Source organism: Microbacterium sp. 3J1, from assembly GCF_001049495.1.
Classification (GTDB): domain Bacteria; phylum Actinomycetota; class Actinomycetes; order Actinomycetales; family Microbacteriaceae; genus Microbacterium.
In genome coordinates, this window is the sequence record NZ_CDWI01000001.1 from 124,919 (window position 1) to 148,676 (window position 23,758).

Here is a 23,758-nt window from a genome sequence, read left to right on the forward strand (position 1 = left end):
TCTGCCATGCCCGCATCGGTGCCGACGGCGATACGGTGGCGCGACCCGCGATAATGGACGGATGAGCGAGGCTGATGAGGTCGATCGGATCGTCGGTGCCTGGAACACCCAGCGCCCCGACCTCGACTTCTCACCCCTCGAGGTGCTCTCGCGCATGGATCGGCTCACGCGCCTGCTCGACCGCGCCCGGCGAGACGTGTTCCGCCGCAGCGACCTGGAGGCATGGGAGTGGGATGTGCTCTCGGCGCTGCGCCGGGCCGGCACGCCCTTCCAGCTCTCGCCGAAGCAGCTGCTGCAGCAGACCCTCGTCTCCAGCGGCACGATGACCAACCGCATCGATCGACTGGTGGGGCGCCGGTTCGTCCGTCGAGAGGCCGACCCCGCAGACGGGCGCAGCGTGCTCGTCACCCTCACGGACGACGGCCGGATCAGGGTGGATGCCGCGATCACGCGCCTCGTCGACGTCGAGGCCGACCTTCTGCAGGCGCTGTCACGCAGCGACCGCGACCGGCTGGCCGGGCTGCTGCGCAAGCTCAGCCTGAGCTTCGACGCGTGAGGGGCGCACGCTGATGGCCATGCTCTCCCCTCTTCCCGTGCGCGACGGCGTGGGCGCGACGCGCCTGCACGTGCCCCTGGTCGGCGAATGGCCGACCGTCGCCGCGTACATGATCGAGCGCTTCTTCCACCTCGACCCCGAGCGACTGCTCGTGCGCTTCGACCGGGGCGAGATCGTGGCGCGCGACGGCACCCCGCTGGCGAGGGACACTCCCCTGGGCGCGGAGGAGTTCATCTGGTACTACCGCGACCCGCCGGTCGAGACGCGCCTTCCCGTCGAGCTCGAGATCCTGCACCAGGACGACGACCTCGTGGTCATCGACAAGCCGCACTTCCTGCCGACCACCCCAGGCGGGAGGTTCCTGCAGAACTCCGCTCTCATCCGTCTGCGCAACCTGCTCGACAACCCCGATATCGCACCCATCCATCGCCTCGACCGCGCGACCGCAGGGCTGCTGATGTTCTCGGCGCGTCCGGAGTCGCGCGGGCCGTACCAGCTGCTGTTCGAGACCCGCCAGGTGCAGAAGGTCTACGAGGCCGTGTCGGCCCGCCCGGACGACTGGGACTCCTCCCGCTTCCCGCTCGTGTACCGCAACCACATCGTCAAGCTCCGCGGCGAGCTGAAGGTGCGCGTCGACGACGAGCGGGAACCCAACGCCGAGACGCTGGTCGAGCTCATCGACGCCGACTCGCGGGTCGTCCACACACTGCTGCGGCCGCACAGCGGCAAGATGCATCAGCTGCGGGTGCACCTCGCGGCACTGGGCCTGCCGATCATGAACGACCCCTTCTACCCCGAGCTCACCGGCGAGGCGCCCGACGACTTCGACCACCCGCTCCAGCTGCTCGCCCGCGAGCTGCACTTCGTGGATCCGCTGAGCGGCGCGCCGAGGATGTTCTCCTCGACGCGCACACTGCAGGAGGCTCCGCTCAGCGACGCATGATCTGGCCGCTCAGCGGCGCATGATCTTGCGCGCCAGCCTCGTCCCGAGGATCTGGACGAGGTGCACGAACACCACGATGAGGACGATCGCCGTCCACATGACGACCGGCTCGAACTGGCGGAAGCCGTAGATCTGGGCGAACGCGCCGAGACCGCCGCCGCCGATGAGACCTGCCATGGCGGTCATGTCGATCAGCGCCACCACGATGAAGGTGTACCCGAGGATGAGGGGCCCCAGCGACTCGGGGATCGCCACGGTGAACAGGATGCGCCAGGGACCGGCGCCCATCGCCCGCGCCGCCTCGATGACGCCGGGCGACACCGAGACCAGATGCTGCTCGACGATGCGGCCGATCGCGAAGGCCGCGGCGAGGGCGATCATGAACGCCCCGGCCGTGGTGCCGATGCCGGTGCCGACCACCGCACGCGCGAAGGGCTGCGCGACCGCCACGAAGAGCACGAACGGGATCGGGCGGAAGAAGTTGACGCCGAGGTTGGCGATCAGCGAGACGGCCCGGTTCTGCGCGAGTCCGCCCGGCCGGGTGACGTAGAGGACCACGCCGATCGCAAGCCCGAGGATGCCGCCGAGCAGGAGCGCGAACGACGTCATGTACAGGGTCTCGAGCGCGGCCTTCCACAGCTCGGGCCACAGTTCGTTCAGACGATCCATCAGAGCGCCTCCTCTCGAGCGATCTCCGTGACTTCGACGCGCTCTCCGATGGCGGACAGCGCCGCATCGATGGCGGCGCCGTCACCGCGGATCGCCAGCGTGAGGTGACCGAAGGCCCGACCCCGGATGTCGTTGATCCCGCCGTAGACGAGCTCGAAGTCGAGTCCGGCGGCGGCCAGGTCGAGGAAGACCTGCGCCTGCGAGGAGTCGCCGTCGCGGAAGGAGAACGTGACCAGACGTCCGCGGTGCCGTTCGCGCAGGACCGAGAGTTCGGACGGCGAGGGGATGCCCTTCACCACCGTTCCCACGAATCGCTGCGATGCGGGGTTCTGTGGTGCGGAGAAGACCTCGAACACGTCGCCCTCCTCGATCACCCGTCCGTTCTCCATCACGGCCACCTTCGTGGCGATGGTCTGGATGACGTCCATCTCGTGCGTGATCACGACGATGGTCACGCCCTGCTCCTCGTTGACGCGCTTCAGCAGATCGAGCACCTCGTGGGTCGTCTGCGGGTCGAGCGCGCTGGTGGCCTCGTCCGCGAGGAGGATCGCCGGCTTCGTGGCCAGTGCGCGGGCGATGCCGACGCGCTGCTTCTGACCCCCCGACAGCTGCTCGGGGTATGCCTTCGCCTTGTCGGACAGCCCGACGAAGGAGAGGAGCTCGGCGACCCGCGTCTCGATGTCGGCCTTGCTCCACCCGGCGAGCTTGAGCGGGTACCCGACGTTGGCCTTGACCGTGCGGGACGCGAAGAGGTTGAACTGCTGGAAGATCATCCCGATCCCGCCGCGGACCTTGCGCAGCTCGCTCTCCTTGAGCGACGTGATGTCGACGCCGTCGACGAGGATCGAGCCGGAGGTCGCGGGCTCGAGAGCGTTGATGAGCCGCACGAGCGTCGACTTGCCGGCGCCCGAGTACCCGATGATCCCGAAGACGTCGCCCTTCTCGATCGACAGGGTGACGTCGTCGACGGCGACGATGTCGCCGTCGCCCGGGGTGCGGGCGGGGTATGCCTTCGACACGTTGGTCAGGCTCACGATGGGCATGTGCTGCTCCGGTCAGGTGGTCGGAAGACGACGAATCGGGTGACGCGCGCAGCGCCACCCGATTCTCTCGCATCGCGCGGAGAGATTCCTCCGCGTCGGCTTACTTCTGCGCCTCGGTGTCCTTCTGGACCTTCTCCAGCGAGGAGACGAGGTCCTCGACCGGCGTCTGCAGCGGGACCGCGGTGTCGCCCGACGACTCCAGCAGACCGGCCTGGACGTCCTCGTTCGTCTGGAAGATCTCGACGAGCTTGAGGTACGTCTCGTTGTCGGCGTCCTCCGCGCGGGCAGCGAAGACGTTCACGTACGGCAGGGCGTTGGGGTCCTCAGGGTCGTCCTGGGCGATCGCATCGTCGAACGTCAGACCGGCGTCCTGCACGAAGTCGTTGTTGATGATCGCGGCGGCGACGTCGGGCAGCGAGGTGGGGATCAGCGCGGCCTCGAGTGCGGTGACCTCGACCTTCGACTTCGCCGTGTCGACGTCCGCGACGTCGGAGAAGATCGTGCCGCCGCTCTTGAGTTCGATGAGCCCTGCGGACTGCAGGACGAGCAGCGCACGCGCCTGGTTCGATGCGTCGTCCGGGACCGCGACGGTCTCGCCCTCGGGGATGTCGTCGACGTCGTCGTACTTCTGCGAGTAGAGGCCCAGCGGGTAGATGGCCGTGGAGCCGACCGGCGTGAGGTCGGAACCGGAGTTCACGTTGTAGTCCGCGAGGTACACGATGTGCTGGAACTGGTTGAGGTCGATCTCGCCCTCGGTCAGCGCCGGGTTCGGCTGCTCGTACGAGCCGAAGTCGACGAGCTCGACCGTGATGCCCTCTTCAGCGGCTGCCTCGACGAAGGGCGCCCACTGCGCGTCGCCCTTTCCGACGACACCGACCTTGACGGTCTCGTTCTCGCTGCCGGAGCCGGCCTCTGAGGAGCCGGTCGCGCAGCCTGCGAGCGCGACGACGAGCGGGACCGCGGCGAGCGCGGCGATGACGGATGTTGTCCGGCGGGATGCGGTGAAGGACATGGTGTTCGGGTTCCTCTCTTGGGGGACTCGAATACGTTAGGCAGCGACGCGCCGCTCGCCACAATCGAGCGTCACAGAGCGTCACAGCTCTCAGTCGTAGTCCTCGATGCCCTGCAGGCGCACCTGCTCGAGGTCGAGGCGGGCCGAGATGCGGCGGACCACGAGGTCGTCGACCGTACCGCTTCGGCGGAGTCCGAGCAGCACCTCGCGCTTGCGGTCGATGAGTGCGAGCTTGAGGCGCGTGTGCTCCTCGTGACGCAGCAGCGGAGAGCGCTGCATCACGTCCACGTCGGCCGAGGTCGCGATCATCTGCAGCGTGCGGACCTCGCCTTCGACGGCATCCACCGTGACGAGGTCGGGGGCCGACCTCCCGCTCCCGGGCCCGACCGGGCTCGTCCCCGCACCGAGCGGGTCGGGTTCGCCGAGCATCTCGTCGAGAACCTCGGCCTCGGCGTCCACGATCGCCTGCTCGCGGGCGAGAGAGCGCGCGTTCGCGAACTCCAGCATCTGGTAGCCCTCGGCTCGCACCTTGTCGCGGATCTCCTGGCCCACTCCGTGCTCGGCGGCGAGGTCGTCGAGGGCGGCGAGCGCGGCACCCGAGATGGTGCGCTCGGCGAGCTCGTACTCCTCGTCGTCCCTGTGATCGTCGGGGAAGCGTGCCCAGCGGACGATGGCAGGAAGAAGCGGACCCTGCACCAGCAGGCTGAGCAGGATCACCCCGGCCGTCACGAAGACGATCTCGTCGCGGCCGGCGATCTCTCCCTCGGTGGCACTGGCGGCGGGCACCGACAGAGCGATCGCGAGCGACACCGCTCCGCGCATGCCCGCGACTGTGGACACGGCCATCGATCTCGCTCGCGCGCCTCTCGTCGGGCGCGGACTCGTCCGGCGCTGGAAGGGCGCGTTCATGAGCTGGAACAGGTATCGCACCGCGAGCAGCGTCGCCCACACCGCCAGGGTGATGAGGACGAGGCGGCCGATCGCGGCCCCGGAGATCTCGTGGGCGACGAACTGCACCTCGAGACCGATCAGCACGAACAGCGCCCCGTTCAGCAGGAAGACGCCGAAGGGCCATGCGGCATCCGCCTGACGCCTCGACGACGCCGTCGTGACCCGCGGGGCCATGTAGGCGACGATGAGGCCGGCGACGACGACCGCGAGCACCCCCGACGCGTGCACGATCTCGGCGAGCAGGAAGGCCGAGAACGGGATCAGCAGCAGGGTCACGTTGATCACGATGGTCGACGACGTGCGACGGAGCAGCAGGTATCCGAGCACGGCGATCACGACACCGGCCGCGACGCCACCCACGTAGGAGGTGAGCACCGAGAGCGTCACCGACCACGGGGAGATCTGGCCGCCCAGGGCGAGGGAGACGGCGATGGCGTAGAGGACGAGCGCCGTGCCGTCGTTGGTGAGGCTCTCGGCCTTGAGCTTCATGAACATCCGGCGCGGCAGCAGGCGGCCGAGCGCGGCGACGGCGGTGGCGTCGGGCGGGGCGACGGCGGCGCCGAGGATGAGGGCGGTCTCCCACGGCATCCCGAACAGCAGTCCGATGCCCGCGACCGCGAAGGCGGATGCCACCACGAGGACGGTGCTCATCGGCAGGATGTAGCGGAAGTCGCGTCGGATGGAACGCAGAGAGGTGGTCAGGCTCTCCCAGAACAGCATCACCGGGAGGAAGAGCAGCAGCACCGTCTCCGGAGGCAGCTGGATCTCACGCAGCTGCGGCACGAAGCCGAGCGCCAGGCCGAGGATCACGAGCACGAGCGGCAGAGCCAGCCGTATGCGCGGCGCGAGCATCGTGCCGACGAGGATCGTGAGTCCGAGCAGGACGGTGACCTCGAGTCCTTCCAACTGAACCTCCCGGGTACCGCAGGATCATGCTGTGCGATCCCGGATGGCATCGAACCCCGCCCAGATCACAGCGTCCTGCAGTGCCACCGTATTCCCACGGGGCACGGATGGCGAGATGTCAGTCGAGCTCTTCGGTCAGTTCGAACCAGCGCAGCTCGAGCTCCTCGATCTCGGCCTGCTGGTCGCTGATCGCCTTCATCTTGTCTCCCAGCCCGGCGAAGTCCGACTGGTCGTGATCCGCCAGCGCGGTCTTCGCCTTGTCGACCTGCTGGGTGAGCTTCTGGATGCGGCGCTCGAGGGCGGCAACCTCCTTCTGCGCGGTGCGCAAGGCGGCGCCGTCGAGGGTGGACGCCTTCTTCTCGGTGTTGACGGCGGTCTGGGACTTGCCCGGCGCCGAGGTCTGCAGCTGGCGCAGTCGCAGGTACTCGTCGACGCCCCCGGGCAGATGCCGCAGATGGCCGTCGAGGATCGCGAACTGCTGATCGGTCACGCGCTCGAGGAAGTACCGGTCATGGCTGACGACCAGCAGGGTGCCCGACCACGAGTCGAGCAGATCCTCGATCGCCGCCAGCATGTCGGTGTCGAGGTCGTTCGTCGGCTCGTCGAGGATCAGCACGTTCGGCTGGTCGAGGAGCACGAGCAGCAGCTGCAGACGGCGCTGCTGACCTCCGGACAGATCCTTCACCGGGGTGGAGAGCTGGGCGGAATCGAAGCCGAGCCGCTCGAGCAGCTGCCCGGGCGTGAGCTCCTGCGCCTTCGAGCCGGAACCCATCGTGTACGAGGTGCGCAGGCGCGAGATCACGACGCGCACCGGCTCGTGCCGCACGTCCTCGAGTTCGTCGAGCCGCTGGGTGAGCGTCTTGACCTTCACGGTCGTGCCGCGCTTCACGCGGCCCACCGTGGGCTCCACGGTGCCCGAGATGAGTCCGAGCAGCGTCGACTTGCCCGCGCCGTTGACACCGAGGATGCCGGTGCGCTCCCCCGGCGCGATGCGCCACTCGACGTCTTTCAGCACGGTCTTCGTGCCGCCGTCGGGGCTCGGATAAGTCACACCCACGTCGAGCAGGTCGACGACGTCCTTGCCGAGGCGCGAGACCGCCAGCGACTGCAGCGAGACCTTGTCGCGGATCTCGGGCACGTCGGCGATGAGCTCGTTGGCCGCATCGATGCGGAACTTCGGCTTGCTGGTGCGGGCGGGTGCGCCGCGGCGCAGCCACGCGAGCTCCTTCTTGGCGAGGTTCTGACGCTTGGCCTCGGTGGCCGCTGCCATCCGGTCGCGCTCGACGCGCTGCAGGATGTAGGCCGCGTAGCCGCCCTCGAAGGGCTCGACGATACGGTCGTGCACCTCCCAGGTCTCGGTGCAGATCTCGTCGAGGAACCACCGGTCGTGCGTCACGACCATGAGCGCTCCGGAGTTCGGGCTCCACCGCTTCTTGAGGTGCCCGGCCAGCCATGTGATGGCTTCGACGTCGAGGTGGTTGGTGGGCTCGTCGAGGGCGATGACATCCCAGTCCCCCGTGAGCAGCTTCGCGAGCGAGACACGGCGACGCTGGCCACCGCTGAGAGAGCCGATCTCGGCATCCCAGGGCAGATCCTTCAGCAGCCCCTCGATCACGTCGCGGATGCGGGGGTCGCCTGCCCATTCGTACTCCGGGGTGTCGCCGACGACCGCGGCGCTGATGGCCAGGTCGTCACTGAGGGTGTCGGCCTGATCGAGGACGCCGATGGTCGTCCCGCCGCGCACGGTGACGCGACCGGAGTTCGGCTCCTTGATGCCGGCGAGCATGCCCAGCAGACTCGACTTGCCGTCGCCGTTGCGGCCGACGATGCCGATGCGGTCACCTTCTTCGATGCCGAGGGTCACGGAGTCGAAGACGACCCTCGTCGGATATTCGAGGTGAAGGGCTTCTGCCCCGAGAAGATGTGCCATGTCGTCTTCCAGGGTAGTCGCGGTCGATGTGTGGCTCGCTCAGTCGGGCTCGCTGCTGCTATCGGCGCTGCTGGGCTCACTGCTGTCGGTTGGGCTGTGGTTCACGCGTGCGGGAGCGAACAGCTCGGGGAGCGCGGCGGTGAACTCGTGGAAATGGCTGTACCAGATCGTGTGCGCGGCGCCGGGGATGCGTCGCACCTCGACGCCGTTCGCCTCGAACCGCCGTACGTCGTCGTCGCTCACCCAGTCGCTCGGGTCGGCTCGGACGACGACCGAACCAGCGGCGGGAAGTCGCGAGTGGTCGGGACCGCAGGAGATCGACGCCATGGTCGCCGGGTCGAACCGAGAGGCGGCCAGGGCCTCGACCTCGGCATCCCGGGCGGAGTAGAAGCGCCGAGAGCGTCGCAGCGCTTCGGGCGAGAGGCGGCCGGCTCTGTCGCGCTCGTAGCGGGTCGTCAACTCCGCGCGATCCTGGCGGCCGGGGAAGGCGAGACCCGCATCGACGTAGATCGCCAGGGTCGGCCGCAACCGTCGTGCGGCCTCGGCGAGCACGGTCGCTCCGTAGGAGTGGCCGACGGCGACGACCGGATGCTCGGGCGCATGATGTCTCACGGTTTCCACGACGGAGGACCCCGCCCGCTCGATCGTGAGATACGGGTCGCGAGGCGAGAGCCCATGACCGGGGAGATCGAGGGCCAGCACACGCCAGCCCTGCTCGACGAGGAGCGGGATGACTCGCCACCAGCTCTCCGAGGAGCCCATCATGCCGTGCAGCAGCACGACGGTGCGCGGGGCGGTTCCGACGTCGACGGCGTGAAGAAGCATCGAGTCAGTGTCGCACACGTCGTTATCGATTCGTGATCATATCCCTTTCGGCATACCTCGAATCTTTCTTCGAATGTCGGTGGCCCATGATCTACTCGAATCATGACAGCACTGCTCGACGCGACCCACACGCAGATGGCGACTCTCGCCGGTCTCGTGGCGTCGCTCGAGGCTGCCGAATCCACTCTCAGCAGCATGACCGCGGCCCGCGACGGGCTTCTCGCGATCGCCGGTCGTCTCGCGATCGACATCGCGAAGCAGGGCGACCACCCTGACAAGGGCGACCACTCGATCCGGACCATCGCGGCCGAGATCGCCGCAGTCCAGCATGTGAGCGACCGCACCGTCGAGCGTCGGATGATGTCGGCGGGGATGCTCGTTGAGGAGTTTCCGGCCGTCTGGGAGGCGCAGGGTGCCGGACGCATCAGTGCCGCGCATTCCCGCGTCATCGTCGACGCCGGTTCCCGTATCGGGAGCTCCGAGAGCCGAGAGGCGTACGCCGCCGCGGTGCTGCCCCTCGCCGAAGCTGAGTCACCGAACAGGCTGCGCCCGCTCGCGCGGCGGATCGCCGAGCGCTTCGCTCCCAGCACCATCGACGAGCGGCACCGCCGGGCCCGCTCGCAGCGACGGGTCTGGGTGTCCGACGGCGAAGACGGCATGGCCGGGCTCCAGGTGCATGCTCCCGCCGCACTCGTGCACGGCATGTTCGATCGGCTCTCGCAAGCCGCACAAATCATCCGCGAGGAGAACCGGCGGGCGAAGAAGGCCGCGGCGCGTGCGGGGCAGGACCTCGAGGCCGATGATCGCACCGTCGACGAGATCCGCGCAGATCTGCTCGTCGACCTGGTGCTCACAGGCACGTGGAGCGGTCACGACAGCGAAGACGGGCTGTTGAGCGAGATCCGCGGCCGCATCGAGGTGACGGTCCCTGTCACGACGCTCATGCAGGGTGATGAAGGAGACGCATCCGCTCCGACGCCGCCCGCCGAGCTCGACGGGGCGCTGCCCATCGATGGCTGCACGGCCCGCTTCTTGGCAAGCGCCGCCTCGGTCTGGGACCGGGTGCTGACGCACCCGGTCAGCGGGCGGATGCTCGGGGTCGACGGATACCGACCGAGCAGGCGACTTCGACGGCACCTGAGGGCGAGAGACCAGCGCTGCAGATTTCCCGGATGCGGCATCGCCGCCCGCAAGTGCGACCTCGACCACAACCACGCGGCGTCAGCCGGTGGTGCCACGTGCGAGACGAACCTCGCCGCCTTCTGCCGCCGACACCATTTGCTCAAGCACCACTCCCCCTGGCATGTCCGGCAACGACCGGGCGGCGTCCTCGAATGGACCAGCCCGACCGGACGCTCCTACATCGATCGGCCGCCACCGCAGCACACGGTGACGTTCTCCTCCGCCGCCGACGAACCGCCGCCGTTCTGAGACCTGTGGATAACGCGGACGCCGCCGCCTGAGTTTCACTACGGTGGCGCGGTGACCTCTCCACGATCTTCCGCGCGCACTTCTCTGCCGGTCTCTCTCCTGTGTCTCCTCGGCATCAGCACGGGGTTGCTCGTGGGGTGCGCGCCAGACCCGGTGCCCAGCCCGTCGCCCTCGCCCGTGTTCGCCAGCGAGGAGGAGGCCTTCGCCGCGGCGGAAGAGGTCTACCGGGCGTATAACGATGCGCTGAACGCTCGATTCCGAGACGAAACCTATCCAGATCCCCAAACCTTTCTGACGGGTCTCGCGCTAGAGGGGGACATAGATGGACAGAATCAGCTTCGCGACTGGGGCCTCCAATCTGCGGGGCAAACAGCGATCTCATCGTTCAAAGGAATCGACTTTCACGCTGACCATGCTGAAGCTGTGCTTATCGGCTATGTCTGCATCGACGTCTCGCGCTTCAGAGTGCTGAACGCAGCCGGCGAGGACGTAACGCCGCCTGAGCGCGGCGATGTCGTGGCGCAGTCAGTCACGTTCGTCGGTACGCCTCGCACGCTGCTCATCTCCAACGAGGAGTCTGCTGAGGAGTCCCAATGCTAGACCGACCGTTCGCCGTTCTCCTCGCATTAATCATGGCCGCGGCACCCCTCTCCACGGCGATCGCTGCTGCGTCCTCCTCGTGCTCAGGCACGTTCGAGACGATGGGTCTGTGCGGATCAAACGACGGATCCTCGCTGAACATTTCCGGCACGCAACAGCAGAGCACGAGCAGCAACTCGCCCTCGACTCCGGGCTCGAACGGGCCGCGACAGGACGGGAATCCTGCCCCGCCTGCGGGACCGAGTGACGAGGCGCGGCGATTGGCGGAGTGCCTCGATGACGGCGGGACGACGCGGTGCATACGAACACAGGAAGTCGTGGAGCAGGCCCCTGCGGCGCCCGCCACACCGGACGCGCGCCCGGTGACGATCAGCGATCTCGCGCGGTTCACGCCGGGTTCGACCGTGCTCGCCGCGGAACCCCAGAACGTCGGCGTCGCGGGAATGCCGACGAACTTCGCCGCGGCGGCATCCGTGCAGACGCTCAGCGGGACACTGTTCGGCGCCCCGATCGTCGTGCGGTTCACGCCCGCGGGATACGACTACACGTTCGGTGACGGCGACACCGCGAGAACGGCGACAGCCGGGCAGTCGTGGGAGGCGCTCGGCCAGGCACCGTTCACCCCTACGCCCACGAGCCACACGTACACGGAGCGTGGGACGTACTCCGCTCGCGTCGACGTCCGCTACACGGCGGAGATCGACCTCGGCGCGGGGTGGACCACGGTGCCCGGGCAGCTCACCTCGCAGGGGACGGCGGTCGAGATCCGGATCTTCGAGGCGCGCACGGCGCTCGTCGCCCACACGTGCGACGAGAACCCCGACGGACCCGGCTGCTGACCGCATCCGAGACGCGGACGAGCCGCCCGGACCCGAAGGCCCGGACGGCTCGTCGTCTGTGTGAGCGGGAATCGCTTACTGGTACGACTCGACGATCTCGAGGAGGCTCGGGACGTTGGCGTACGCCTCAGCCGCGTTCTCCTTGGTCACGATGATCGGGTCGAGCAGGTACGAGTCGACGATCTTCGCGCCGTTGTCGTAGGACTCGGTGTCGTTGACGTCGACGTCGTCGCCCTTCTGCAGCTGGCCGACCATCTTGATGGCCTGCTCCACGAGCAGCGTGGTGTCCTTGTTGATCGTGGAGTACTGGATGCCCTCCATGATCGACTTCACCGACTCGACCTCGGAGTCCTGACCCGTGACGACTGGAACCGGCTTGCCGGCCTGCTGCACCGAGGTGATGATGGCGCGAGCAAGTGTGTCGTTCGGGGACAGCACGCCGTCGACCACGGTGTCACCGCTGTACGACGAGGTGAGCAGCGTGTCCATACGGTTCTGAGCGTTCTCCGGAAGCCATCCCTCGGTCGCGGTCTGCGCGATCTCGGTCTGACCCGACACGACGTTCAGGGTGCCGTCGTCGATCTTGTCCTGGAGCACGCTCATGGCGCCGTCGAAGAAGACCTTCGAGTTCGCGTCATCCGGCGAACCGGAGAACAGCTCGATGTTGTACGGAGCCTCGTGACCGGCACGCTCGGCCAGACCGTCGAGCAGGGCCTGACCCTGGAGCTCGCCGACCTTGAAGTTGTCGAACGCGACGTAGTAGTCGACGGCCTCGGTGTTCTCGATGAGGCGGTCGTACGCGATCACGTAGGCGCCGGCATCCTTCGCCGCCTGCACCTGCGTGGCCAGCTGCTTGCCGTCCTTCGCGCCGATGATGATGACCTTGGCACCGTTGGTGACCATGGCCTGGATCTGGTTCTGCTGCTCGGCGACGGTGTTGCTCGCCGGGGCGTACTGGACGTCCGCCTTGAAGCCGGCCTCTTCGAGACCGTCGGTGAACAGCTTGCCGGCCAGAACCCAGTTCTCACTGGTCTTGTCCGGAAGCGCGACGCCGATCGAGGAGTCGGCGGCGAAGCCCGCTTCGGCTTCCTCGCCCGAGCCTGCGGTGTCTCCCCCACGCTCCGCGGAGCAGCCGGTGAGAGCGAAGGCAGCGGTCGCGACGAGCGCTGTCGCGGTGACGATGATCTTCTTCATGTGATCTCTTTCTGTGTGATGTGACGGATCCTGCACGCGAGCACTGCGCGAAGATTCCGCTTACTCGCCCCGGGTCTTGTCGACGGGAGGGGCTTGGTAAGTCCTGTTGGGCTCGAAGACCGGCGAAGCCTCCGGGTCGTCCTTGCGGCCGAAGCGGCGCGTCATGAAGGCGATGACCGACGGGCGGCCCTGCTGCTTGTTCCAGACGTCGATGCCGACCGCGAGCAGAAGCACGAGGCCCTTGATCATCGAGACGACGTCGGCGCCCTGGCCGAGCAGCGCGAGGCCGTTGTTGAGGAACGCCATGACGAGACCACCGATGATCGACCCGATCACGGTGCCGATACCGCCGGCGACGGCCGCGCCGCCGATGAACACCGAGGCGATGGCGTCCAGCTCCCAGCCGGTGCCGTCGTTCGGGCCCGAAGCCTGCGAGCGGGCCACGAAGATCATGCCCGCGAGAGCAGCCATGACCGACATGTTCATCATGACGAAGAAGTCGACCCAGCGGTCCTTCACGCCCGACAGTCGGGCAGCCTGCCGGTTGCCGCCGACCGCGTAGATGTGGCGGCCGAAGACCGTGTTGCGGGTCAGGAACGAGTAGATGATGACGAGCGCGAGGAGGATCAGACCCGGAACCGGGAAGCTCGTGCCGGGGCGACCCGTCGCGAACATCCACGCCGCGGCGAGCACGACGACCGAGAGCAGCACGACCTTGACGACGCTGACCCAGACGGGGGCGCTGTCGGAGCCCATCTTGTGCTGGATGCGGCGCGTGCGGATCTCCCAGAAGATCAGCCATGCGACGGCGACCAGCGCGAGAAGCATGGTGGGCACGTTGAACGGCAGCGGCAGCCCGACCTCGGGGAGGTAGCCCGTGCCGATGATCTGGAAGCCCTTCGGCACCGGGATCGTCTGCGCGTCGCCGATGAACTGCTGCGCGCCACGGAAGAACAGCATGCCGGCCAGCGTCACGATGAACGCGGGCACTCCGACATACGCCACCCAGAAGCCCTGCCACGCTCCGACGAGCGCACCGACGACGAGCCCCAGGACGATCGCGAGCGGCCAGGGGAGGTTCCAGTCGGCCATCGACTTCGCCACGATGATGCCCGTGAAGGCGGCCACGGACCCGACCGACAGGTCGATGTGGCCCATGATGATGACCATCACCATGCCGATCGCGAGGATCAGGATGAACGAGTACTGGTTGATGACGTTGATCAGGTTGCCGGACGTCAGCGTCGCGCCGTTCGGGCCGTTGCGCAGAAGGGTGAGGATCTCGAACAGCGCGATGATGACGATGAGGCTGCCGAGGATGCCAAACTGGCGGAGGGACGACGTGCCGTTGCTCCCGAACATCTTGCGGATGTCGCCGAAGTGGAAGCCACGCTTCGTTGTCGTGAGGTCGGTGGTCATGCGGATGCTTTCTGAGTCGCGGAGGTCATGCTGCGCATGAGGGCCTCGGGTGTCGCCTGGTCGGCCGGGATGCAGTCGGTGACCCGACCTTCGAAGACTGTGTAGATGCGGTCGGAGATGCCGAGGAGCTCGGGCAGCTCGCTGGAGATCACGATGACGCCCTTGCCCTGCGAGGCGAGCTCGTTGATGATCGCGTAGATCTCGTACTTGGCTCCGACGTCGATGCCGCGGGTGGGCTCATCGAGGATCAGGAGATCCGGATCCGTGAACATCCACCTCGCCAGCACGACCTTCTGCTGGTTGCCGCCGGAGAGCTTTCCGACGCCCTCCTCGACGCTCGGCGTCTTGATGCGCAGCGCCTTGCGGTAGCGGTCGGCCACCGAGTACTCCTCGCGCTCGTCGACGACTCCGCGACGGGAGATCTTCGACAGCTTGGCCGCGACGACCGAGCGCTTGATCGTGTCGAGCAGGTTCAGCCCCAGGACCTTGCGGTCCTCGCTGACGTACGCGAGACCGTGCTTGATCGCCGAGGACACGTCGGGGAGGCTGATCTCCCGCCCGTCCTTGACGATCGTCCCCGACTGGAAGTTGCCGTAGGAGCGCCCGAAGATGCTCATCATGAACTCGGTGCGGCCGGCGCCCATCAGGCCCGCGATGCCGACGACCTCGCCGCGGCGGACGTTGAGGTTCGACCCCTTGACCACCATGCGCTCCGACACCGTCGGGTGCTGCACCCACCAGTCCTTGACCTCGAAGAACACCTCGCCGATCTCGGGGGTGCGGTCGGGGTAGCGGCTCTCGAGCGACCGACCGACCATGCCGCGGATGATGCGGTCCTCGTTGATCTCGCCGCGCGAGATGTCGAGCGTCTCGACCGTGCGGCCGTCGCGGATGATCGTGATCTCGTCGGCGATCTGCTCGATCTCGTTGAGCTTGTGGCTGATCATGATCGACGCGATCCCCTTGGCCTTCAGACCGAGGATCAGGTCGAGCAGGTGCTGGGAGTCGTTCTCGTTCAGCGCTGCAGTGGGCTCGTCGAGGATCAGCAGCCTGACGTCCTTGTTGAGCGCCTTGGCGATCTCGATGAGCTGCTGCTTACCGACACCCAGCGTCTTGACCGCCACGTCGGGGTCTTCGCGCAGACCGACACGGGCGAGCAGCTCCACCGTGCGCTGACGCTGCGCGCGCCAGTCGATGCGGCCGAAGCTGCGGATCTCGTTGCCGAGGAAGATGTTCTCGGTGACCGACAGCTCGGGAATCAGCGCGAGCTCCTGGTGGATGATCGCGATGCCCGCCTGCTCGCTCGCCGCAATGTCGCGGAAGCGCTGCTCCTCGCCGTAGAGGAGGATCTCCCCCTCGTAGGTGCCGTACGGGTACACCCCCGACAGGACCTTCATCAGGGTGGATTTGCCTGCGCCGTTCTCACCGCAGATCGCGTGGATCTCTCCTGCGCGGACGGTGATGGAGACGTCAGACAGCGCCTTGACTCCCGGGAACTCCTTGGTGATGCTGCGCATCTCCAGGATGGGGCCTGACACGACCGGCAACGTTGCTGTGGTGCTCACGGATCTTCCTCGCGACGGGCGATCACATTCGATGTGACCGTTCACATTGGTTTACATAGTCTACGCTCGCTGAGCCGGTGTCAAGACCACTCGCGAAATTGTGGCCCTATCGAGGTGCCGACGATTCCCTGGTGCGCAGCGTCGTCTGGAGAGGACCGAACACCGGCGCCGTCTCCCCCCGGATCTGCGCGAGGAGGAGCCGCACGGCCCGCCTCCCGAGCTCCGGGAAGTCCTGGTGCACGGTCGTCAGAGTCGGCGCCACATGCGCGGCCACCGGGACGTCGTCGAAGCCGACGACGCTCACGTCCTCGGGGACACGGATGCGCGCATCGCGGAAGCCGTGCATCAGCCCGATCGCCATCTCGTCGTTCGCGGCGAAGACCGCCGTGAAGTCGCGGCGGCGCGACAGCTCCTGCCCCGCGAAGTAGCCGAAGTCGGCTGTCCAGTCGCCGCGTATCGGCGGGAACGTCGGCAGATCGGCCTCCCGCAGGGCGTCGAGGTATCCGCGCATGCGGGACTCCGCCTCGATCCAGTCCTGCGGACCGGCGAGGTGGAGGATGTCGCTGTGTCCGAGCTCGATCAGATGCTCCGTCGCGCGCTGCGCGCCCGCGACCTGGTCGGCCGAGAGGCTCATGCCGTCCGACCCCGATGCGGTCTGCAGCGAGACGAAGGGCGTGTCGACCGCCATCGCCCGCAGCACATGGAACACGCGCACCTGGGGTGCAAGCACCACGATGCCGTCGACCTGCTCGCGGGCGAGCTGACGCAGCGCGCTGCCGATCGCCTCGGGCGTGGTCGCCGACAGGTTCAGCGTCGAGACCGAGTAGCCCTCCTCGCGGGCGGCGTCCTCGATGCCGACCATCGACGATGTCGGACCGAACTCCCCGACGGTCGCCGACAGGATGCCGAGCATGTTCGAGCGGCTCGTGACGAGGGCTCGGGCGGCGAGGTTCGGCCGGTAGTCCAGCACCGAGATCGCGTCGAGGACCTTCGCCTTCGTCTCGGGGCGGATGCTCGGATGATCGTTGAGCACTCGGGAGACGGTCTGGTGCGAGACGCCGGCGAGTCGGGCGACATCGCGGATGCTCGGCATCCGTGCGCGCTCGGAGGCTGTGGACATGTCACGCCTCCTTGCATGTGCACGGTCACATCGGTCTCCCCATTATGTCCGGAAGGCATGCCCGAGCGCACCTTTCGCGGACCGGGGCCGGTCAGGCGATGATGCGCGCGCCCGCCACGGGGCCGTGCACGTGCAGCGAGTCGAGCCCGTGCTCGAGGAGCCCCGCCTGGACGTGCTGCGCGGCCTCGGGGCTCGCGCACAGCAGCGCGACGGTCGGCCCGGAACCGGACACGATGCCCTGGAGGGCTCCCGCATGGATGCCGCGCAGGATCGTCGTCTCCAGCTCCGGCCGCTCGTGCAGCGCGGCCTCCTGGAGGTCGTTGTAGATGCTCTCGGCCAGCAGCTCCGGGTCGCCGGAGCGCAGAGCCTGCAGCACGGGGATCGGCACGTCGAGGGAGAGGGGCGGATCGTCGGCGAGGGCGCCGTCCGCCTCGCGCAGCGCGTCGAGACGTCCGTAGACGACCGGGGTCGACAGTCCCTGGTCGCTCGTCACCAGCACCCAGTCGAAGCGACCGCGTGCCAGGGCCGGATTGAGCTGGTCGCCCCGCCCCGTCCCGACGGCCGTCCCGCCGTGCAGCGCGAACGGCACGTCGGCCCCGAGGCGTGCGGCCAGCTCGTGCAGTCGGGCCGGCGTGAACCCCGTGCCCCAGAGGGCGTCGCAGGCCACGAGCGCCGCAGCCGCATCCGCCGAGCCGCCGCCCATGCCGCCGGCGACCGGCACGCTCTTGCGGATCTCCAGCGCCACACCGCCGTCGTACTCGGCCGCCGTCGCGAGCAGCTTCGCCGCCCGCATGGCCAGGTTGCGGTCGTCGAGAGGGACGGTGTCGGGGTCGTCCACTCCGGTCACCGTGATCGAGAAGTCGTCGGCGTGCCGGGCGATCACATCTTCGTACAGGGAGACCGCCTGGAACACCGTCGCCAGCGCGTGGTAGCCGTCGTCGTGCCGCCCGCCGACCCCGAGGTAGACGTTGATCTTGCCCGGCGCGCGTACGTGCACGGACTCGGTGGTGGCGGCGAAGCTCATCGCACGCTCCTCGTCACAGCTCCGTCGAGTTCGACCACAGGTCGACGTCGATGCCGCCGGAGAGCTCGTCGATCCTCGCGAGCTCGTCGGTGGTGAAGGCCGGCCCGTTGACGGCGGCGATGTTCTCGTCGAGCTGCTCAGGACGCGAGGCGCCGATCAGCGCCGAGGCGACGACCGGGGTGCGCAGCGTCCACTGCAGGGCGAGCTGCGCGAGCGACTGCCCTCGATCGCGGGCGACCTCGTTCAGCGAGCGGAGGGTCTGCACCGCGGCATCCGTCAGCGGAGCATCCGGCAGCGACCCGCGCTTCTGCGCGCGGTCGGCCGTGCCGTCGCCGAGGTACTTGTCGGTGAGGAGGCCCTGCGCGAGCGGGGTGAACGCGATCGCTCCGAGCCCGGACTGCGCGAGCGTGTCGGTGAGTCCGTCCTCGACCCAGCGGTTGAGGATCGAGTACGCAGGCTGGTGGATCACCAGGGGTGTTCCGAGGTCCTGGGCCACCGCGACGGCCTCGGCCGTGCGCTCGGCGCTGTACGACGAGATGCCTACGTAGAGCGCCTTGCCCTGCCGCACGAGCGTGTCGAGCGCGCCGACGGTCTCGGCGATCGGCGTGACCGGGTCGGCCCGGTGCGAGTAGAAGATGTCGACGTAGTCGAGTCCCATGCGCGTGAGCGACTGCTCGGCGCTCGCGAGGATGTACTTGCGGCTCGCGAAGTCGCCGTACGGGCCCGGCCACATGTCCCAGCCGGCCTTGGACGAGATGATCAGCTCGTCGCGATAGGGGCGGAAGTCCTCGGCGAAGATGCGGCCGAAGTTCTTCTCGGCGGATCCGTACGGCGGGCCGTAGTTGTTCGCCAGGTCGAAGTGGGTGATGCCGCGATCGAACGCGTGGCGCAGCAGCGTGCGCTGGTTGTCGAGCGGGATGTTGTCGCCGAAGTTCCACCACAGCCCCAGCGAGATGGGCGGCAGGTACAGGCCGGACGAGCCGACCTGGCGGTACTCGAACTGCTGGTAGCGGCTCTCATCGGCCGTGTACGGCCGGTGCAGCTCACGGACATCGGGGCGGAAGCGCGGAGACTCGGTCACCGTGCCAGATTAGTCGGTGCCGACCGGTGCGCCGATCGCGGCGACGTGCTGCGCAACACGGTGATAGTCGTCGACCGTGAGGTCCTCCCCGCGGGCGGTCGGTGCGACGCCGGCCGCGAGCAGCACCTCGGATGCTGCGGCGGAACTGCCGAACAGCCCCGAGAGCGCCTGGCGCAGCATCTTGCGGCGCTGGTTGAAGGCGGCGTCGACGATCCGGAAGGTGAGTCGGCGCTCGTCCTCCGACCCGCGCTCCCCCTCCGAGCGGTCGAACCCGACGAGCAGGCTGTCGACGTTCGGGACGGGCCAGAAGACCTGACGCGAGACCGTGCCGGACAGCTTCCACTCCCCGTACCAGGCGGCCTTGACGCTCGGTGAGCCGTAGATCTTCGAGCCCGGCTTCGCGGCGAGCCGCTCGGCCACCTCGGCCTGCACCATCACGACACCGCGCTGCAGGTACGCGAAGTTCTCGAGGAAGTGCAGAAGCACCGGGACGGAGACGTTGTACGGCAGGTTCGCGACGAGCACCGCGGGCTCGCCGGGGAGCTCCGTGATGCGCAGCGCGTCGGCATCCACCACCGTCAGCCGGTCGGGCGCGACGCCGTGCTCGGCCGCCGTCTGCGGCAGGCGCGCGGCGAGGCGGTGGTCGATCTCGACGGCGACGACGGATGCTCCTGCTTCGAGGATCGCGAGGGTCAGCGACCCGAGCCCCGGTCCGACCTCGACGACGTGCTCGCCCGGCTGCACCCGAGCGGCCTGCACGATCTTGCGCACCGTGTTGGCGTCGACGACGAAGTTCTGCCCGAGCTTCTTCGTCGGGGTGACGTCGAGCTCGGCAGCGAGGCGTCGGATCTCGGTGGCGCCGAGCAGGGTGACTGTCATTGGTCCATTGTCCCCCACCCCTCATCGGTGTCCGTACCGCCCAGTAGTCTTCTGGGATGCCCTCGCTCGGTGAACTCGTCGCGCCCCGCCGCATGGGCCGCGATTTCCGCTGGCTCCTGGCTTCGTCGTGGACGAGCAACGTGGGCGACGGGGTCGCCCTGGCGGCCGCCCCGCTTCTCATCGCGTCTCTCACGTCCTCGCCGATCCTCGTCGCCGCCGGCGCCATGCTGCAGTTCCTGCCGTGGCTCCTGTTCGGTCTGCACGCCGGGGCGATCGCCGATCGCTTCGACCGACGCCGCCTCGTGATGGTCGCGAACGCCGCGCGCGCCGTCGTGCTCGCGGCGCTCTGCGTCGTCCTCATCACCGGCACCGCGAACATCGCGATCGTGCTCGCGGTGGCCTTCCTCTACGGCACCGCCGAGGTCTTCGTCGACACCGCGGGCAGCACTCTGCTGCCGATGCTCGTGAAACCGGCCGACCTCGGCATCGGCAACGCGCGCCTGCAGGCCGGCTATCTGGTCGCGAACCAGTTCGCCGGTCCCCCGCTCGGCGCCTTCCTCTTCGCCGCCGGCACGGCCTGGCCGTTCCTCGTCGAGGTGGTGTGCGTGCTGCTCGCGGTGGTCCTCATCTCGCGGATGGCGCGCACCCCCGTGCCGCCCCGCCCTTCGACAGGCTCCAGGACCCCGGAGAAGTCGCACGTGCACACCGACATCGGCGAGGGGCTGCGCTGGCTCTGGCAGAACCCGCCGGTGCGGACGCTCGTGCTCATCATCCTCGTCTTCAACGTGACCTGGGCGGCTCCGTGGGGCGTGCTGGTCCTCTACGCGACCGAGCATCTGCACATGGGCGCGATCGGCTACGGCGCCCTGACCACCGCATCCGCAGCCGGGGGCCTGCTCGCCACGGTGTGCTTCGGCTGGCTCGAGCGCCATGTGTCCTTCGCGACGCTCATGCGCGTGGTGCTCACACTCGAGGTGCTGATGCACCTGGCCTTCGCGCTCACCTCGAGCGGATGGGTCGCCCTCGCGATCATGTTCGTGTTCGGGGCGTACGCGTTCGTCTGGGGGACGATCTCGACCACGGTGCGCCAGCGCCTCGTGCCCCCCGAGCTGCAGGGCCGCGTCGCCTCGGTGAACATGGTCGGCGTGTTCGGCGGCATGGTGATCGGGCAGGGCCTGGGCGGGGTCATCGCGCAGATCTGGGGCCTCACCGGTCCGTGGTGGTTCGCCTTCGTGGGTGCGGCTCTCACCCTGCTGTTCGTCTGGAAGCCGATCTCGCAGATCGTGAGCGCCGCGCCGGTCGATCAGTCGGTGAACGAGCCGTAGACGCGCAGCGTGTTGGCGGCGAGCCGCGCGCACAGCTCGTCGACCTCGATGTCGAGCTCCGCGGCCATGAAGCGCACCGTGACCGGCACGAGGTAGGGCGCGTTGGGGCGACCGCGCAGCGGGGTCGGCGTGAGGAACGGCGCATCCGTCTCGACGAGGATGCGGTCGAGCGGCGTGACCTGCAGGGCGTCGCGGAGGTTCTGGGCGTTCTTGAACGTCACATTGCCGGCGAAGGACAGGTGGTAGCCGGCATCCGCGCAGACACGGGCCATCGCCGCGTCGCCCGAGAAGCAGTGGAACACCGTGCGGTCGGGGGCGCCGACCCTCGTGAGCGTCTCGAGCACGGCGTCGTGCGCGTCGCGATCGTGGATCTGCATCGCGATGCCGTGCTTCTTCGCGAGGGCGATGTGCGCCTCGAACGACTCGAACTGCGGCGCCCGGCGCTCCGGCTCGGTGCGGAAGAAGTCGAGTCCCGTCTCGCCGATCGCCCGCGTGCGCGGATGCGCGGCGAGCTCGTCGATGACGGCGATCGCCTCGTCGAGGCGTCCGTCCTCGGCGTAGGCGGGCGCGTCGTTCGGATGGATCGCCACCGCGGCGAGCACCCGCGGGTCGGATGCCGCGGCCTCGACCGCCCAGCGCGACGACTCGATGTCACCGGACGCCTGCACGACGCCCGCGACGCCCACGGCGGCTGCGCGATCGAGCTGCTCGGTCAGGAGCAGGGGCTCGTCGCCGTCGAGGATCTCCAGGTGGGCGTGATTGTCGTAGACGGGAACCGCGAGGGGCTCAGGGGCGGCGGGGTACCGCAGATCCTTGCGCCCCTCGCCGTCGCGTCGCTGCACGTACGTCTCGACCATGGGTCAGGCGGCGGACTCCACGCGGGGGAACAGCGGAGCGAGACCGTTGACGCTCGTACCGGGACGCAGCGCACCCCAGGCGCCGGCCTCGCGGATCGGCTGGTCCTGCAGACGTCCGAGGCTCTCCGCCGCGCCGAGCGCGATCCACAGCTTCTCCGTCGACTGCGGCATGACCGGCGAGAGGAGCACGGCGAGCGCACGAAGCCCCTCGGCGCACGTGTACAGCACGGTGCCGAGGCGCTCGCGCTGAGCCTCGTCGCGGGCCAGCGCCCACGGCTCGTTCTCGGTGATGTAGCCGTTCAGCGCATCGACGATCGTCCAGATCGCCCGGATCGCCTCGTCGATGCGGAACTGCTCGACCGCGGCATCCGCATCGGTGGTGGCACGCGCGACGAGACGCTGGATCACCAGATCCTGCTCCAGATACTCGGCGGGCGGCGGCACGATGCCCTCGAAGTACTTCTCGATCATCGCCGTGGTGCGCGAGGCGAGGTTGCCGAAGCCGTTCGCGAGCTCGGCCTGATAGCGGGCCGCGAGGTCCTCCCACGAGAACGATCCGTCCTGGCCGAACGCGATCGCCGAGAGGAAGTAGAACCGGTAGGCGTCTGAGCCGAAGACATCGGTGATCTCGGTCGGCGCGATGCCGGTGAGCTTCGACTTCGACATCTTCTCGCCGCCGACCAGCAGCCAGCCGTGTGCGAAGACGCCCTTGGGCACGTCGACGCCGGCAGCCATCAGCATGGCCGGCCAGATGACCGCGTGGAATCGCAGGATGTCCTTGCCGACCACGTGGTACGCGGGCCAGCGGCGATCGAACGTCTCGGGGTCGTCGCCGTAGCCGACGGCCGTGGCGTAGTTGAGCAGGGCGTCGACCCAGACGTAGATGACGTGCGACGGGTCCCACGGCACCTCGATGCCCCAGTCGAACGCGGAGCGCGAGATCGAGAGGTCCTTCAGTCCCTGGCGCACGAACGAGACGACCTCGTTGCGGGCGGACTCAGGGCGGATGAAGTCGGGCTGGTCCTTGTAGAGGTCGAGCAGCCGGTCCTGGAACTCGCTGAGCTTGAAGAAGTAGTTCTTCTCCTGCAGCAGCTCGAGCGGCTTCGAGTGGATCGCACACACCTTGAGGCCCTCGAAAGGACCGGTGCCGTCGAGGATCTCGGACTCGGGCTTGAACTCCTCGCAGCCCACGCAGTAGAGCGCCTCGTACTCGCCCGCGTAGATGTAGCCGCGGTCGTAGATCGCCTGCACGAACTTCTTCACGCGCTCCTCATGCCGCTCCTGGGTGGTGCGGATGAAGTCGTCGTTCGCGACGTCGAGGGTCTCGAGCAGCGGGAACCACGCCTCGGTGACGAGCTTGTCGACCCACTCCTGCGGCGTGACGCTGTTCGCCGCCGCGGCACGGAGCATCTTCTGCCCGTGCTCGTCGGTGCCCGTCAGCATCCACGTGTCGTCGCCGCCCTGACGGTGCCAGCGCGCGAGCGCGTCGACCGCCACCGTGGTGTACCCGTGACCGATGTGGGGCACGTCGGAGGGGTAGTAGATGGGCGTGGTGATGTAGAACGACTCGCCTGCGGGCATGGGATCGA

21 protein-coding genes are annotated in these 23,758 nt (G+C 68.2%); 6 read left to right on the forward strand and 15 right to left on the reverse strand.

Annotated features, from left to right (window positions below; translation table 11 throughout):
• Positions 1-61 precede the first annotated feature (61 nt).
• Both BN2660_RS00615 and BN2660_RS00620 read left to right on the forward strand, forming a co-directional pair.
• Positions 62-556, forward strand: a complete 495-nt coding sequence (locus BN2660_RS00615) for a MarR family winged helix-turn-helix transcriptional regulator (protein WP_091225926.1) — start codon at positions 62-64, stop codon at positions 554-556.
• Between the two features lie 19 nt (positions 557-575).
• Positions 576-1,499, forward strand: a complete 924-nt coding sequence (locus tag BN2660_RS00620) for a pseudouridine synthase (RefSeq protein ID WP_218054091.1) — start codon at positions 576-578, stop codon at positions 1,497-1,499.
• Positions 1,500-1,508: 9 nt separating this feature from the next.
• Here the strand turns inward: BN2660_RS00620 and BN2660_RS00625 are convergent, their stop codons facing one another.
• The 6 genes from BN2660_RS00625 to BN2660_RS00650 form a co-directional block, all read right to left on the reverse strand.
• A complete protein-coding gene (locus BN2660_RS00625) occupies positions 1,509-2,168 on the reverse strand; it encodes a methionine ABC transporter permease (RefSeq protein ID WP_091225932.1) in 660 nt (219 codons plus the stop codon).
• Positions 2,168-3,211 (reverse strand): methionine ABC transporter ATP-binding protein, encoded by a 1,044-nt coding sequence (locus BN2660_RS00630; RefSeq protein ID WP_091225934.1) that lies wholly within the window; start codon positions 3,209-3,211, stop codon positions 2,168-2,170. Before BN2660_RS00630 ends, BN2660_RS00625 begins: the two co-directional genes overlap by 1 nt.
• 100 nt (positions 3,212-3,311) lie before the next feature.
• A complete protein-coding gene (locus BN2660_RS00635) occupies positions 3,312-4,223 on the reverse strand; it encodes a MetQ/NlpA family ABC transporter substrate-binding protein (protein ID WP_091225937.1) in 912 nt (303 codons plus the stop codon).
• 90 nt (positions 4,224-4,313) lie between these two features.
• Complete coding sequence (locus BN2660_RS00640) at positions 4,314-6,080, reverse strand: Na+/H+ antiporter (RefSeq protein WP_091225939.1); 1,767 nt, start codon at positions 6,078-6,080, stop codon at positions 4,314-4,316.
• Positions 6,081-6,198: 118 nt separating this feature from the next.
• Entirely contained in the window at positions 6,199-8,010 is a 1,812-nt protein-coding gene (locus BN2660_RS00645; RefSeq protein ID WP_091225942.1) for an ABC-F family ATP-binding cassette domain-containing protein, read from the reverse strand.
• 39 nt (positions 8,011-8,049) lie between these two features.
• Positions 8,050-8,835: an alpha/beta fold hydrolase gene (locus BN2660_RS00650; protein WP_141651211.1), complete on the reverse strand. Its 786-nt coding sequence runs from the start codon at positions 8,833-8,835 to the stop codon at positions 8,050-8,052.
• A 102-nt stretch (positions 8,836-8,937) separates the two neighbouring features.
• Here BN2660_RS00650 and BN2660_RS00655 point away from each other — a divergent pair, with 102 nt between their 5' ends.
• The 3 genes from BN2660_RS00655 to BN2660_RS00665 all read left to right on the forward strand — a co-directional run bounded on the left by BN2660_RS00655 (position 8,938) and on the right by BN2660_RS00665 (position 11,705).
• Entirely contained in the window at positions 8,938-10,266 is a 1,329-nt protein-coding gene (locus BN2660_RS00655; RefSeq protein WP_091225948.1) for an HNH endonuclease signature motif containing protein, read from the forward strand.
• 177 nt (positions 10,267-10,443) lie between these two features.
• The gene (locus tag BN2660_RS00660; protein WP_091225950.1) at positions 10,444-10,866 is read left to right on the forward strand and encodes a hypothetical protein; all 423 of its coding nucleotides are present in this window, start codon (positions 10,444-10,446) and stop codon (positions 10,864-10,866) included.
• A 362-nt stretch (positions 10,867-11,228) separates the two neighbouring features.
• Positions 11,229-11,705 (forward strand): hypothetical protein, encoded by a 477-nt coding sequence (locus BN2660_RS00665; RefSeq protein WP_141651212.1) that lies wholly within the window; start codon positions 11,229-11,231, stop codon positions 11,703-11,705.
• Between the two features lie 75 nt (positions 11,706-11,780).
• On the opposite strand, the gene BN2660_RS00670 is transcribed toward BN2660_RS00665, so the two are convergent.
• The 7 genes from BN2660_RS00670 to rsmA all read right to left on the reverse strand — a co-directional run bounded on the left by BN2660_RS00670 (position 11,781) and on the right by rsmA (position 19,987).
• Positions 11,781-12,899 carry a substrate-binding domain-containing protein gene (locus tag BN2660_RS00670; protein ID WP_091225955.1) on the reverse strand — a complete coding sequence of 373 codons (1,119 nt, stop codon included), beginning with the start codon at positions 12,897-12,899 and terminating at the stop codon, positions 11,781-11,783.
• A gap of 60 nt (positions 12,900-12,959) precedes the next feature.
• Positions 12,960-14,318, reverse strand: coding sequence for a multiple monosaccharide ABC transporter permease (gene mmsB / locus BN2660_RS00675; protein ID WP_091225957.1), 1,359 nt, complete (start codon positions 14,316-14,318; stop codon positions 12,960-12,962).
• The gene (gene mmsA, locus BN2660_RS00680) at positions 14,315-15,835 is read right to left on the reverse strand and encodes a multiple monosaccharide ABC transporter ATP-binding protein (RefSeq protein ID WP_304364064.1); all 1,521 of its coding nucleotides are present in this window, start codon (positions 15,833-15,835) and stop codon (positions 14,315-14,317) included. The genes mmsB and mmsA overlap by 4 nt, the downstream gene beginning before the upstream one ends.
• 154 nt (positions 15,836-15,989) lie before the next feature.
• Positions 15,990-17,003 (reverse strand): LacI family DNA-binding transcriptional regulator, encoded by a 1,014-nt coding sequence (locus tag BN2660_RS00685; RefSeq protein WP_091225963.1) that lies wholly within the window; start codon positions 17,001-17,003, stop codon positions 15,990-15,992.
• A gap of 91 nt (positions 17,004-17,094) precedes the next feature.
• Positions 17,095-18,027, reverse strand: coding sequence for a 4-(cytidine 5'-diphospho)-2-C-methyl-D-erythritol kinase (locus tag BN2660_RS00690; protein ID WP_091225965.1), 933 nt, complete (start codon positions 18,025-18,027; stop codon positions 17,095-17,097).
• Positions 18,028-18,040: 13 nt separating this feature from the next.
• Entirely contained in the window at positions 18,041-19,108 is a 1,068-nt protein-coding gene (gene mgrA / locus BN2660_RS00695) for an L-glyceraldehyde 3-phosphate reductase (RefSeq protein WP_091225968.1), read from the reverse strand.
• A 9-nt stretch (positions 19,109-19,117) separates the two neighbouring features.
• Complete coding sequence (rsmA, locus tag BN2660_RS00700; RefSeq protein WP_091225971.1) at positions 19,118-19,987, reverse strand: 16S rRNA (adenine(1518)-N(6)/adenine(1519)-N(6))-dimethyltransferase RsmA; 870 nt, start codon at positions 19,985-19,987, stop codon at positions 19,118-19,120.
• A 56-nt stretch (positions 19,988-20,043) separates the two neighbouring features.
• On the opposite strand from rsmA, the gene BN2660_RS00705 reads away from it, so the two are divergent.
• A complete protein-coding gene (locus BN2660_RS00705; RefSeq protein WP_091225974.1) occupies positions 20,044-21,312 on the forward strand; it encodes an MFS transporter in 1,269 nt (422 codons plus the stop codon).
• On the opposite strand, the gene BN2660_RS00710 is transcribed toward BN2660_RS00705, so the two are convergent.
• Both BN2660_RS00710 and metG read right to left on the reverse strand, forming a co-directional pair.
• Entirely contained in the window at positions 21,291-22,169 is an 879-nt protein-coding gene (locus tag BN2660_RS00710; RefSeq protein ID WP_091225976.1) for a TatD family hydrolase, read from the reverse strand. The two genes, BN2660_RS00705 and BN2660_RS00710, sit on opposite strands and share 22 nt — an antisense overlap.
• Before the next feature lie 3 nt (positions 22,170-22,172).
• Positions 22,173-23,750 (reverse strand): methionine--tRNA ligase, encoded by a 1,578-nt coding sequence (gene metG / locus BN2660_RS00715; protein WP_091225979.1) that lies wholly within the window; start codon positions 23,748-23,750, stop codon positions 22,173-22,175.
• Positions 23,751-23,758: the final 8 nt, after the last annotated feature.